Annotated in this window: 10 protein-coding genes; 3 read left to right on the top strand and 7 right to left on the bottom strand. The window is 57.5% G+C overall.

Features of this window, described 5'->3' with window-relative positions:
• Nucleotides 1-8 precede the first annotated feature (8 nt).
• Both CMG77_RS03390 and CMG77_RS03385 read left to right on the top strand, forming a co-directional pair.
• Entirely contained in the window at nt 9-1,910 is a 1,902-nt protein-coding gene (locus tag CMG77_RS03390; protein ID WP_286903609.1) for a M48 family metallopeptidase, read from the top strand.
• Nucleotides 1,911-2,011: 101 nt separating this feature from the next.
• The gene (locus CMG77_RS03385) at nt 2,012-3,289 is read left to right on the top strand and encodes an aspartate aminotransferase type Ic (RefSeq protein ID WP_286805828.1); all 1,278 of its coding nucleotides are present in this window, start codon (nt 2,012-2,014) and stop codon (nt 3,287-3,289) included.
• A gap of 147 nt (nt 3,290-3,436) precedes the next feature.
• On the opposite strand, the gene CMG77_RS03380 is transcribed toward CMG77_RS03385, so the two are convergent.
• From CMG77_RS03380 to CMG77_RS03360, 4 genes are all read right to left on the bottom strand, one after another.
• Entirely contained in the window at nt 3,437-3,862 is a 426-nt protein-coding gene (locus tag CMG77_RS03380) for an ExbD/TolR family protein (protein ID WP_286903608.1), read from the bottom strand.
• Nucleotides 3,863-4,061: 199 nt separating this feature from the next.
• The gene (dinB, locus tag CMG77_RS03375) at nt 4,062-5,120 is read right to left on the bottom strand and encodes a DNA polymerase IV (RefSeq protein ID WP_286903607.1); all 1,059 of its coding nucleotides are present in this window, start codon (nt 5,118-5,120) and stop codon (nt 4,062-4,064) included.
• Nucleotides 5,121-7,034: 1,914 nt separating this feature from the next.
• Nucleotides 7,035-7,712: a flagellar brake domain-containing protein gene (locus CMG77_RS03365; RefSeq protein ID WP_353743446.1), complete on the bottom strand. Its 678-nt coding sequence runs from the start codon at nt 7,710-7,712 to the stop codon at nt 7,035-7,037.
• Nucleotides 7,713-7,797: 85 nt separating this feature from the next.
• On the bottom strand, nt 7,798-8,442 hold the full coding sequence (locus CMG77_RS03360; protein WP_286903605.1) for a cyclic nucleotide-binding domain-containing protein: 645 nt from the start codon (nt 8,440-8,442) through the stop codon (nt 7,798-7,800).
• Between the two features lie 309 nt (nt 8,443-8,751).
• On the opposite strand from CMG77_RS03360, the gene CMG77_RS03355 reads away from it, so the two are divergent.
• On the top strand, nt 8,752-9,909 hold the full coding sequence (locus CMG77_RS03355) for a TonB family protein (protein WP_286903604.1): 1,158 nt from the start codon (nt 8,752-8,754) through the stop codon (nt 9,907-9,909).
• A gap of 76 nt (nt 9,910-9,985) precedes the next feature.
• Here the strand turns inward: CMG77_RS03355 and CMG77_RS03350 are convergent, their stop codons facing one another.
• From CMG77_RS03350 to CMG77_RS03340, 3 genes are all read right to left on the bottom strand, one after another.
• A complete protein-coding gene (locus tag CMG77_RS03350; protein ID WP_286805838.1) occupies nt 9,986-11,569 on the bottom strand; it encodes a peptide chain release factor 3 in 1,584 nt (527 codons plus the stop codon).
• A gap of 100 nt (nt 11,570-11,669) precedes the next feature.
• A complete protein-coding gene (locus CMG77_RS03345; protein WP_286805839.1) occupies nt 11,670-12,569 on the bottom strand; it encodes a nucleotidyl transferase AbiEii/AbiGii toxin family protein in 900 nt (299 codons plus the stop codon).
• Nucleotides 12,566-13,336: a type IV toxin-antitoxin system AbiEi family antitoxin gene (locus tag CMG77_RS03340; protein ID WP_286805840.1), complete on the bottom strand. Its 771-nt coding sequence runs from the start codon at nt 13,334-13,336 to the stop codon at nt 12,566-12,568. Before CMG77_RS03340 ends, CMG77_RS03345 begins: the two co-directional genes overlap by 4 nt.
• Between the last annotated feature and the right edge of the window lie 111 nt (nt 13,337-13,447).

The following is a 13,447-nucleotide window of genomic DNA, read 5'->3' as shown; positions in this document are numbered from 1 at the left end:
GCCCCGGTATGGATTTTTTTGAACACCAGGAGCTGGCTCGCCGCAACACCCGTCGCCTGGTGGTGTTAATGACGCTGGCGGTACTGAGCATCATTGCCCTCACCACGTTGGTATTCGTGGTCGCCAGCGTCGGTTTGACCTCGGTGCAAACGGCCGGCGGTGGCGGCTACTGGCGACGCCTGCTCGAACAAGTGGGTTGGCAACCCATCGCCTGGATTTCTCTGATGGTCGGCTTGCTGGTTCTGGTCGGCAGTGGCTTCAAATGGTTGCAGTTGCGCGCGGGTGGGCAGGCCGTGGCCGAGGCCCTGGGCGGCCAACTGATTCCCGGCAACAGCCAGGAACTGCCCCGGCGACAACTGCTGAATATTGTCGAGGAAATGGCCATTGCCTCCGGCACACCGGTTCCCCCGGTGTACGAGCTGAATGAAGCCGGCATCAACGCGTTCGCTGCGGGCCACGGCCCTCACGACGCGGTCATTGGGGTCACCCGTGGCGCCATGGAGCAGCTTTCCCGGGATGAATTGCAGGGAGTAATTGCGCACGAGTTCAGTCACATCCTGCATGGCGATATGCGCCTGAACCTGCGCCTGGTGGCGGTGCTGAACGGCCTGCTTCTGATCGGTCTGCTCGGCCATATTCTGGCGCGCAGCGGTGCCCGCCGAGGACTGCGTCGCCGCTCCAATCAGGGCAATGTCGCATTGATCGGACTGGGACTGATCATCCTCGGCGCTGTCGGCACCTTCTTCGGTAACTGGATCAAGGCGGCGGTGAGTCGTCAGCGGGAGTTCCTGGCAGACGCCTCGGCGGTTCAGTACACCCGCAATCCCGAGGGCATCGGCGGCGCCCTGATCAGAATCGGCCACTCCCCGGACGGCTCACAACTGTCGGCCAGTGACGCCAATGAATTCAGCCACATGTACTTCGAAGAAGGCGTCAAGGCACGACTGAGCGGCCTGATGGCCACCCACCCACCGCTGGAAGACCGGATTCGCCGGGTACTGCCCGGCTGGCAGGGGGACTTCACCCCGCTGAGTCAGCCCGACAGTACAGCGGCAGCGCAAACGTCCGAATCCGCTTCGACCACCGGGCGAGAAGAGACGGCCCGAGCCATGGCGGCGGCGGTTGCGGTGGCCAGCAGCGCGGGGCATCACACGGGTGAGATCAGTCCTAAGGCGATTGAACAGGCAAAGGCCACCCTCGAGACACTACCCCAGACCTTGCGCGAGGCCGCCCGGGACCCCTTCAGCGCCCGGGGATTACTTTGGGGACTCCAGTTGAATTCCGATGCGAATTCGCGCGCATCCGAGTGGAGCTACCTCGCGGAACAACTGAAGGAAACCGAGCTGAACGCGCTGCGTTCGGTGATGACTCAGAGCGCGGAACTGCCGGACGGTTTGCGCCTACCGGCGATTGAGCTGGCCCTGCCCTCGCTCAATGAATTCTCCGATCAACAGCGTCGGGACTTTCTCGCCATTTTGAGCGGTCTGGCGAAAGCCGACGGTCGAGTACAACTGAGCGAATGGATCGTTTACCGGCTGGCACACACCCACCTGGTGGCACCGGTCCCCAAACGCCAGCGCCTCAAGCTGGCGTACTGCCAGGCTGAAGCCCGACTGCTGCTGTCGGTCGCNGCCTGGGCCGGTCGCACCCAACCGGCCCAGGCTTACCGGGCCGGCGCCTCCCGGCTGGGCCTGGAGAGCACACTGATGCCCACCGAGGACATCGGCTTCANNGGCCTCGACAGCGCCCTGGACAGATTGCGCCAACTGCGCCCGNTGGAAAAGCCCGAATTACTCAANGCGCTGCGCGAATGCCTNCTNCAGGACCAGNGGGTCACNCCNCGGGANGCGGAGCTCTACCGCGCCGTGGCGGACGCNNTGGACTGCCCGACCCCACCGCTCGAGGCATGAGCTTCAGCGGTCGTCCGCGGTTAACGACCATGCCCGGTTAAATCTTCACCCACCAAGGGTTATAATGNCCCTTTCGCCCACCAACCATTGAGGTAGACACCTTGCAACTGGATCAAGCGACACAGGAACAACTGCGCCAGTGGGAAACCGAACTGGCCGACGAGTATCAACGCATCGTCAACCAGAAACTCAACCTGGATCTGACCCGAGGCAAGCCCTCTCCGGAGCAGCTGAGCCTGTCCGATGCGCTGGATGGCATTCTCAAAGGTGACTACAAAGCCGCCGACGGCACCGACACACGCAACTACGGTGGCCTGGACGGCCTGCCCGAAGCCAAACAACTGGGCGCCAACCTGATGGGCGTCGATCCCGACGATGTGCTGGTCGGTGGCAACAGCAGCCTGACCCTGATGTTCCAGGTCATGCTGACCGCTCACCAGTTCGGCCTGACCGGCGCGGATAGCGCCTGGAAAAACGAGGGCAACGTGAAATTCCTTTGCCCGGTTCCCGGCTACGACCGTCACCATACGGTCTGTGAGCAGCTCGGCATTGACATGATTGCCGTGCCCATGACCGACGCCGGTCCGGATATGGACAAAGTAGAGGCGCTGGTCAAAGACGATCCGCGCATCAAGGGCATGTGGTGTGTCCCCAAATACTCCAACCCGACCGGTGTGGTGTACAGCGATGAAACCGTTGAGCGTATTGCCGCACTGGGTAAAATCGCGGGCCCGAACTTCCGGGTATTCTGGGACAACGCCTACGCCGTTCACGACCTGGTCGACAACCCACCGGAACTGGCCTGTGTGATGAAAGCCTGCGCCCAGCACGGTACCGAAGACTCGGTCATTCAGTTCGCTTCGACTTCAAAGATCACCCACGCCGGTGCCGGGGTCGCGTTCGTCAACGCCAGCCCCGCCAACCTGAAAGGGTTCAAGCAGTTTCTGGGAACCTGCACCATCGGTCCGGACAAGGTCAACCAGATTCGTCACAGCCGCTTCCTGCCCAACCGGGACGCCCTGATGAAGCACATGCAGGGTCATGCCGAACTGCTCAAGCCCCGCTTTGCGGCGGTACTGGATGCGCTGAACGAAGCCTTCGCAGAGAGCGATCTGGGCAACTGGCAGGAACCTCAAGGTGGCTATTTTGTGTCGTTTGACACTCGTCCCGGCTGTGCTCAGGACACCGTTCGTCTGGCGGCCGAGGCCGGAGTCAAGCTGACGCCCGCGGGCGCCACCTTCCCTTACGGCCAAGACCCCGAGGACCGCAATATCCGTATTGCGCCCTCAGTGCCCAGCGTCGAGGAAGTGAAAGGGGCGATGAAGGTGTTTGTGGTCTGCGTCAAACTGGCCTCGGTGCGCAAGCAACTCGCCAGCTAAAGAGTCGAAGACTGAGCAGAAGGCGCCCCACTGAGGGCGCCTGATCCGCCAGGCAGTTTTGGTCGAACACCCTCAGGGCCATCAGGCGGACATAAAAAAACCACCGATTTTGTCGGTGGTTTTTTTATGTCCGAAGAACAGGCGATCTTATCGAGCGCGCATTTCTTCCGGCATGGGCACAAGAACAATACTGGGCGCATTGGCGGCCCGAGCTGCATCCGCTACTGAGACATAAACGGACGCGTCGGCACGATCGTGGGTCCGAATGATCACGGTGGCCTCCGGAAGTTCCGCCCGCATCCGCTCAATGTTGGAACGAATTGCCCGAGTGTCCACGCGACGGTTTTCCATCCACACCTGGTTATCCTGACGGATATCGACCACGATGTTGGGATCCGCATCTTCCGGCGGCGGCTGGTCATTCTCTTCGGGAACATTGGTGTCGAGGCCGATCTCTTTGACGAACGACGCCGTCACAATAAAGAAGATCAACATAATGAACACCACGTCCAACATGGGGGTCAAATCGATATCGTTACTATCATCACCGCTACGGCTCTTCTTTCTTCTCACCGCACTTACTCCCGTTCTTATCTGAAATCACTGGGTGTCTGAAATCACTGGGCGCCCTAGAGCCCCTCAGAAACAGACCCGAATACTAACAGCTTTTACTGCTGTATGACCATCGCTTTCTTGCCATTGTGGCCATACCAGCGCCCGCCAACAGTCCTTCTTACACCTTGATGGGTGTGAAAACACCCTAAAAATGCGGCTAAGAGAATAAATCAAGCTGGTAAAAAGCCTGATCTTCCCGNAAATCCACAAACCGCACNCCNACGCCGAGCAGCCTGACCGGNCGATCNCCGCGCACAAACGCTTCCTCNCACANCGCCCGGTANGCNNCCTGNTTGACATCGGTACCGGCCCNCTCAAGGGTTGTGGAGGTGAANTCCTCNAACTTCAGCTTCACGAACCGCTTGACCACCCGATAATCGCCATCNACCCGGCGCAACCNNAGGGCCAGNGACTGCAGCAGCCCNGGCAACTGCCCGAGGCAATGCTCGAGNTCNGGCAGGTCCTGGGCAAAGGTGTGCTCCACACTGAGGGANTTGCGACGNCGNCTGACCGTCACCGCCCGCTCNTCACGCCCGTGGCACAGGTGGTGCAGACGNACGCCGAAGGCCCCGAAGCGCTCACTGAGCTCNAACACATCAAAAGCCTGCAGGTCNCCACAGGTNGCCACACCCATCTGCGNCAGCTTCTGGGCCGTGGCCCGGCCGACNCCCGGNACGCGCTCAACGGGCANNGCCCGNACNAACTCNTCTACCTGNNTNGGNGGNACCACGTACAANCCGTCGGGNTTGCGCCAATCNCTGGCCACTTTGGCCAGAAATTTATTGGGTGCAACGCCNGCCGANATGGTGATACCCAGCGCGTCATGAACCCGCTCGCGAATCGCCTCGGCAATCCGGGTGGCGCTACCCTGACAGTGTTCNCTGTCGGTNACATCCAGATAGGCCTCATCCAGCGACAAAGGTTCCACTCGTTCGGAAAAATCNTAGAACACATGACGCATTTGCAGGGACGCTTCCCGATAGGCATCCATCCGATGCGGCACAATCANCANGTCCGGACACAAACGCTTGGCGTAAGCCGANGCCATTGCNGAGCGAACNCCGTANCGNCGCGCCTCATAATTACAGGTGGAGATNACGCCGCGCCGATCCGAGCTGCCCCCCACCGCAATCGGNCGATGACGGAGACTCGGATCGTCCCGCATCTCGATTGCGGCAAAAAAGCAGTCCGCATCACAGTGAATAATTTTACGCACAAAGCGTGTCCCGACCTTGAATCATACCTGTGATTATATACAGAAANCGCACTCAAGGATAACGCCCGCAGTNCACTGACGAATCAGNGGNNAGCTTTCCGNNAAACTCAAAACCAACCGGTNAACANTTCAATCGNCTGTTCNAAAAACCCGAAAACGGGTTTTTTTTACGAAAAAGCGGTTTATTTTCCTGATTTCGCAATAAAAAACTTGAATTTTCACCACAAAGTTTTAACTTATCACCTGTTTGTATTTTGCTTTTTTATTCATCCTTCATTTTTTCTTCCAAAACAATAAGGGAAGCAAACCATGGCTGCACGCAAAAAANCGTCCGTTGACGCTGTTGCGCAACTGGAAAAAGAGCTCGCTCAGGTCAAAGCNCAACTGAGCAAAGCCCGCACTCAACAGGAAACCGATGCCCAGAAAACCGTAACNGCACTGACCAAGGAAGCCACCAAAGCGGCNACCAAAGTNAAGTCAGCCCGNGCCAANCTGGCCACNGCGCGCAAGAAGAAAACCCCCGCCGCNGCCAAGCAGGCAGAAGCCGCCAAGGCCGCAGTGAACACGGCGAAGGCCGCTCACGATACGGTCAANGCTGATCTGGCAGCCGCCAAGCAGACCCTGGCNGAAATCAAGGCCGCCAACAAACTGGCCAATGAGCACGACAAAGCCGTAGCNAANGCCGAAGCCGCCATGGCCAAGGTTCAGCAGGCCGCCGCTCGTAAAGAAGCCGCTCGCGCCAAAGCCGCNGCCAAGAAAGCGGCCGCCAAAGCCAANGCGAAAGCCAAAAAAGAAGCCGCCCGCGCCCGCGCCGCCGCCAAGAAACTGGCAGCACGNCAGAAAGTAGCGGCCAAGAAAGCNGCCGCCAAGGCCAAGGCAAAAGCCAAAAAGGCCGCNGCCAAAGCNAAGGCAGCCACCAAAAAGACCACCGCCAAGAAAAAAGCGGCGACCAAAAAGCCAGCNACCAAGAAAACCGCTGCGCGTAAGAGCACTGCCAAGAAGGCCGCCACCAAGAAAACCGGCACCCGCAAAACNGCGGCCAAAAAAACCACCGCTAAAAAAGCAGCGGCGAAAAAGGCNGGCGCCCGNCGCGGCCGTCCNGCCAAGGCAACCCCNAGCGCCTAANCGCTNNTGGCGGTTCCACAAAAAAGGGTCCTCAGGGACCCTTTTTTGTGTCTGACCATTTTTATCTAGTCCCTTCGCGCCNTGATATCCAGCTCCAGTTCCCCTTGGTCGTCCTGGCGACAAGCCGCCCGATAAAACAGCGCCTCGCCATAATANCTCTCTGCATTGAAGTCGATCACATAGGTGAGCGGCGGATGGCTTTCCAGGTTTGGCTCCTGCCCCAACTCGGGNTCAGGNCGCTCGGTAGTCAGCCATTCCAGTGCCTGCATTCCGCCCACTCGCTGNTCCAGNGCNNCGACACANTCCTTCCAGAACGTCTCNCGCCGGGCAAACTCATCNTCCCACCANTGCAACCACTGTTGGCGCTCCTGCTCGGTCTGTTGCTTTTGCGCTTCCAGTGCGGCGAGCTCTCGGGCCTTCTCTTGTCGCTCCCNNTCACGCTGCTGAGCCAGCTCATACTCTTCCCGCAGTTGCTCNAAGGACACNAGGCCACCGGGNCGGGTNTCATCCACTTTCATCAGGCTGGGGCCGTCGACCATCAGGCTGAAAGTCTGGCCCGATGGATTGCGGCACTTGAGGGTGAAGACGGGATGCTCGAGTGTGCTCCGNCCGAGATGACTGGTGCCCTCCAGCAGCTCTTCACANCCCGGGGATTCCTCCACCAGGCGCGCAGCNTCNTACAGNCGGGGAAGATGTCGTAGATAGGATTTGGGCAGCCACAGCTGCTCCAGNTCAACCGACTGGACCGGAGCGGCCGCGCTCAGACACAGGCACAACGCCAGACCGGCGCTAAGGTGTGGGTAATTGATCCTGGGCAATTTTCGCATACACATAGGCGGCCAACAGCAAGCGGCGATCTTCATCNGCCTCAANGAATTCCAGCCCGTACACTACCGGGGTGTTCTGCTTGAGNTCCTGGGTACTNCGCTCAACCCGGGAGCGGATGACCGCTTCGAGGCGCAGNTCGCGATAGAGCCCGGCCACTTCAACCTGGGCGGTAATGGATACTTTATCTCCGATATCGCCCAGAATACGATCCAACTCCAGGCGCGCACCCGACAGGCTGATATCAACCACACGAGCGTCTACTTCAGAGGCCTCGAGGCTNCTCTGATTGAGCACNACGACCGGCAANNCNATTTCCACACGGGTGGATTGTCGAATGCCTTTAAAGCCGACTTCCTCGGGGTAATCAAGNTGTANCAGTGGGTAGGGATCCGTGGCCTGGCTCTCCACCGAGCAGGTAAAAACCCCGACCCCGTTCGCCACCATCATCCGGGCCACNACCTTCTGCCCNGGACGCAAGCGCAGAAAACGACCATTGACACGGGGCACNGACAGCAATAGCGCCCGCCCTGGCATGGCCCCCACAAAGCGGCACGGATAACGCTCGGACATCCCGGTACTGGTTTCGACCTGGACTTGAAGCGGGTAGCCCGGCCGAAGTTTCAAATCGTCAAAGNTCATAGNGGCCCTGAACAGANTACAATCGGNCCCGGCCNTTGGCCGCCGGGCGCGNAANAAACCTCATGATAGCAAATTTACNGGCCANCTAACGACGCGCTGCNCCAAATTCACCATTCCACTCCAGCAACAGGCGCGCCAGCGATTGCGCCTGGGCGTGNAGGGCCGAGAGCTCCTCGNGGGTGTCTTTGGGGCCAGTGTACAANCGGATCTGTCGATGGCGATTAGCAAAGCTGTGCTGCGGATTCTGGGCGCGGTACACCTCNAGCTTCCAGCGCAGGCTGTGCACGGTATTCCGGTANTAGGCNANNTTGGTGGCCANNGTGATCGGCCGNTTGGACTCCAGGTTGGCAAACTCNCTGAAGTCCGAGGCCANTACAACCACTTGCCGGCANCCCGGTGAGGCNATGAGGGTCGCCGTNCGNTCATGNCCAATCAGCATGGCCAGGTCGCCGANCACTTCGCCCGGNGTAATCTGATTGATGGANGGNCCTTCCACCTGCTCNTTNGGGTANACGTCCANNTGCCCTNTCAGCAGAAAATACAGCCACTGGTCCCGCTCNCCNCGCTGCAGTACCTGNTCACCGGGTTCGTAGTANGCGATATGGGCCCGATCCAGCAGAATTTCGAACTGCCAGTTGTCCTGCTGTTTGACGGTTTTGTAAAAAGGAATNGTGAGCAACCAACGTTCAACGGTATCTCGGGGAAATTTGTTGAGGGGTTTTATTTCCATAGNTGCCAAGTTCTCTGCCCCGGAGCGGTCAGTATATTGTTTATTATTCCCCCGGGCCGGCTCCACCGCCCACAGGGGTTGCTCCGCATCATAGCCTTGTCCATTGACGTCTGACAACCGGCNCTGCTCCGNGTTGAGAAATCTGCACGGTTATGACNCAAAGGAATAGACCTGCCCCATTTTCGCCCAAATTCGTCCGACCCACACTGCCCATCNAATCAACATTTTATTGTATGATAGCNGGCTGATGCCCGACGAAGTGCGGAATTACGGGACGCACATAATAATGATGTGAATTGGGATTCGCTTATGTTCAAAGCCTCAGTAATGTCTGTCTTGCTCTCGTTTGCCTTGTACCTCGCCCCCNCGGCAATGGCGGCGTCAAGCCTGAACGGCCTGGCGTCTCATCAGGAACTGGGCAATGAAATGTTCATTGGTGCGCTCTATCTTGAGTCCAGAACTGATAGCGCTGACACGGCGCTCAACAGCCCCGGCGCCAAGCGCATGGAGCTGCGTATTACGGCCGACAATGGCATCCCGTCCCGGCGTTTCAGCCGGATGTGGATTGAAGGGGTCTCCATCAACAACAGCGGCAGCGCCCTCACAGCGCAGGCCGACAACATGGTGGCCTTCTCCAATCTGTTCCGGGGGCGTTTGCGCCAGAACGATGTGGTCACCATTGAGCTCAACCCCGGCACCGGTGTTGCGGTGGGTTTGAATGGCGTCGAGCTCGGCGTGATTGAGGATGAGCCCTTCTTCAACCTGCTGGCCCGCGCCTGGGTGGGCAATGTCCCCCTGTCATCGACCTTCCGGGACAACCTGCTCTCTCCGAGCGAGATCCCCGGTGACCTGCGTTCGCGCTTTGAAGCCATCGAGCCTTCAGCCGCACGGATAGAAACCGTGGCCCAGTGGAACCAGCCGGAACCGGAACCCGAACCCGAACCGTCGCCCGAACCGGAGTCCAGCGCGCCACCGGTCGCTGCNACCGCCCCGCTGGTGACTGCTCTGGACATGCCGAAGGCGTCCCTGGAGCCAGAACCGGAGCCCGAACCAGNGCCAGAACCNGAGCCACAGCCTGAACCGGCGCCCGAACCTGAACCTGAACCCGAACCGGCGGTAGTCGCCGAAGAAGAGGAAGAGGATGACGAGCCGCTACTGACCGCCGAGTCTCTGCGGGCGCAACAGCTGTATTTCTCCAACCTGATGCGCAGCATCCTGCAAAACACNAGCTACCCTCGACGCGCCCTTCAGCGCGGACAGGAAGGGGAGATTCGCGTGGCAGTGGTGATCGATCGGGCGGGCGCCATCCAGAGCATGAATATGCTGGAAGAGTCGGAACACTCCCTGCTCAACCGGGAGGCCGAGCGGGCCATCCGGGAAGCAGCACCCTTCCCGGACGTGCCCGAGGTCATTCGCGGAGACGTGTACGAGTTCTCGGTACCCTTTACCTTCGTGGTCCCGGAGTAACAGAGCGAGACCTTCGCACCGATACGAAAACGGCGCCTACAGGCGCCGTTTTCGTATTCAGAACATGACCCGTTGATCAGTGCTCCCGTGTCGCCCGCAGGTTTACCTCGGGGTAGCGCTCCTCGGTCAGGGACAGGTTGACCCGGGTTGGCGCCAGATAGGTGAGGTAACCCCCCCCATCCAGGGCGAGGTTGTCCGCACACTTGCGCTTGAACTCCTCAAGCTTTTTCGGATCCTCACACTCCGCCCAACGCGCGGTGGCCACATTGACCGGCTCGTAGATGGCCTCGACCTTGTACTCGTCTTTCAACCGGTAAGCCACCACCTCGAACTGCAACACCCCAACCGCACCGACCACGATATCGTTGTTATTCAGCGGGAAAAACACCTGGGTAGACCCCTCTTCCGCCAACTGCTGCAGACCTTTCTGCAACTGCTTGGTTTTGAGCGGATCTTTCAGGCGGATGCGGCGGAACAGTTCCGGGGCAAAGTGCGGGATGCCGGTAAACTTCAGCGGTTCACCCTCCGTGAAGGTATCGCCAATCTGAATCGTACCGTGGTTGTGAAGCCCGATGATATCACCGGCAATGGCCTCATCCACCGCACTGCGGTCGCCAGCCATGAAGGTCACCGCATCGGCAATCTTCACATCCTTACCCAGGCGCACATGACGCATCTTCATGCCCTGGCGGTAGGTGCCCGAGCAGATGCGCATAAACGCAATACGGTCCCGGTGTTTCGGGTCCATGTTCGCCTGAATCTTGAACACAAAGCCCGACAGTTTTTCTTCGTTGGGCTGTACTTCCCGATAATGGGTCATGCGTGGCATGGGCTTGGGCGCCCAGTCCACAAAGTGATCCAGCATTTCGCGAACACCAAAGTTGCCCAGGGCGGTACCGAAAAACACCGGCGTCATACGCCCGGCCAGGTACTCCTCGACATCAAAGGGCGAGGTCGCGCCGCGCACAAACTCGATCTGCTCGCGAATATCCTCGGCATCATCACCCAGCAGCTCACTGGCTTCGGCGCTGTCCAGCCCCTGAATCTGAGTGTCAGCGGGAATGGTGTGTCCCTGACCTTTCTCGTACACGTGAATAGTGTCCGTGTACAGGTTATAAACGCCCTTGAAATCAACCCCCATACCCAGCGGCCAGTTGACCGGAGCGGCGGTGATGTTCAGAACCGACTCGATTTCATCCAGCAGGTCAACCGGGTCCCGGGCTTCCCGGTCCAGCTTGTTCACGAAAGACAGAATCGGGGTATCGCGCAACCGGCAGACATCCATCAGTTTGATGGTCCGGTCTTCCACACCCTTGGCCCCGTCCAGCACCATCAGCACCGAGTCCACGGCGGTGAGGGTGCGGTAGGTGTCTTCCGAGAAGTCTTCGTGCCCCGGGGTATCGAGCAGGTTGACGATGCGCTCCTTGTAGGGGAACTGCATCACCGAGGAGGTCACGGAAATGCCGCGCTCCTGCTCCATGGTCATCCAGTCCGACTTGGCATGGGGCCCTCGCTTACCTTTCACGGAGCCGGCCTGCTGAATCGCACTTCCGAACAGCAACAGCTTTTCAGTGATGGTGGTTTTACCGGCGTCCGGGTGGGAAATGATAGCAAAAGTCCTTCGCTTGTTGATTTCATTCAAAAAATTGCTATCAGCCATACCACTTTAAATCCTAATTTGTACCTAAATTTGTACCCAGCATCCCTTTTCAAGGGATGAGAGAGCCCGCCATTCTATCTGAGATCAGGGTCGCTCGAAATCAACGATCCAATATCTTTTCCAAAAGACGCAGTTGTTTTGCATACGCGCCTGGCCTGGTTTGCTTAAATCGCTCCAGATTGAAAAGCTTCCATTTCACTGATGGAAAATCTTGAAAGTTATAAATTGACCACTCAGGTTCCAACCGATTAAAACTACTTAAGAAAATCCTGTCTTTCTCACCGAGCGCCTCCCTGACCCTCTTAATTAGGCCTTGTCTGACCTGCTCATAATTTTCATAGGTGAATGCTAGCGCGCTCATTCCCTCGAACTGGTTTTCAAACGTTGCACGCTGATCCAGCAGGTTAGGATCAAGCATTTCATGAGTGGGACGGTTAGAACAGACCAACCCATACACCAGGCCTGGTCTAATTTCGTCGTTAAGCCCTTCATTTTCCAACAACAACTTGATATCAAAAAGATCCCTGGGATGCTGGCGGTCGAGTGCAGCGCATAACTTCCCACCGTAAAGCTGAGGTCGCGGCACCAGGCTCATTACACAAAAAGCATCAAATGTCTCTTGTGCCGCATTGCATAATGGTCGTTCTTCCGGTGCACCCAGCAGCCCCCGGCCAACCATGTTGACCTCTATTTTGATGAGCATCCCGCCTTCATCAAGTTGTAGCTTGCACGCATCAGAGCTGTGATGAACCCTCACCCTGGGGAGAAGCCTCTCTATTCTACCCTTGATACGCATAAGCGCTTTATTGATCGAGGCAAGCGCATGCTCGCGAGGGCTGATTTCCACATAGGTCAAGTCAATATCAACCGACAGCCTCGGCATATCACGCACAAACAGGTTTATCGCTGTACCTCCATGCATGGCAAAGCACGTCTCTTTAGCCACCTCTGGAAGCACGCTCAGTAATAATCCAACCTGTTTTCTATAAGTTTGATTCATATATATGCTGCCAACTCCCTTGGCACAGTAATTTGGTACTTTGGAATATAAACACCATCAGGCACAATTGCGCGTTTACCCGACCCCAAGTCCATTTTGTTCAAGTCGAGATAGCTCAACCAGTCATGACCAGCCTTTTCAGCCATATAGAGGAACAGGCGTTTCACCTTGATCGAATTGCAACCTTCCAGCAATTTTTGAACGCTCGCCGGGCGCAAATTATTAAGCCCTTCCATCAGCTCATAGACTTCAACAAGCGGTTGTGATTTAGGTGCCATATATAGGCATTCCATCACAGCTCGGGCCGGAGATGATATTTTGACCGTGAAACTCTTGTGCTCATGGTCCACCAGCCCTAGCTCCGGCGGCATAAATGCACTCCATTTGCAGTCAACGCTCACCCCCCAATCATGCTTTCTAAACCAAAGAGGCAGACTTTCGTTTGGCCCGCCAAAGAGAAGTGCTTTTTTAGTCAGAAGTTCGAGGTACTGCGATTTCCCCTGCATGGCGAGCGCCGTCTTCCCTGCCGGGTGAACAGACAGTTTAAGCTGAGATTGCAGGGCGTAAACTCCGCCCAGGTAATCCACTTGATCTCCACAGCGCGCCAATGCCCCGGTGCCTATGGAGTTAAACCACTGGCTTTTGCGGTACTGCTTTTGCAGCTCCGGGCTATAGCCCTGTTCGGTCAACCAGGCAGATAACAGCACGGTGCCTTTCGGCTGCGTACTCAACAGCGTGTTTAATTTTGAACCTCTAACGGTATTCATGGTACCAAAATACCGTAATTTTTAAACAAAAGCAATGAGATTGTTTATATTTTTCCTTTGAGCGGTACTTTGAATGCCTTAAAAATATTATTTTTAAACCTCCGGAACTTC

Origin of the sequence: Marinimicrobium sp., assembly GCF_002695945.1 — a bacterium.
Classification (GTDB): domain Bacteria; phylum Pseudomonadota; class Gammaproteobacteria; order Pseudomonadales; family Cellvibrionaceae; genus Marinimicrobium; species Marinimicrobium koreense.
The sequence above is the reverse complement of the archived record's forward strand: the minus strand, read 5'-3'. Positions and strand labels throughout refer to the sequence as shown.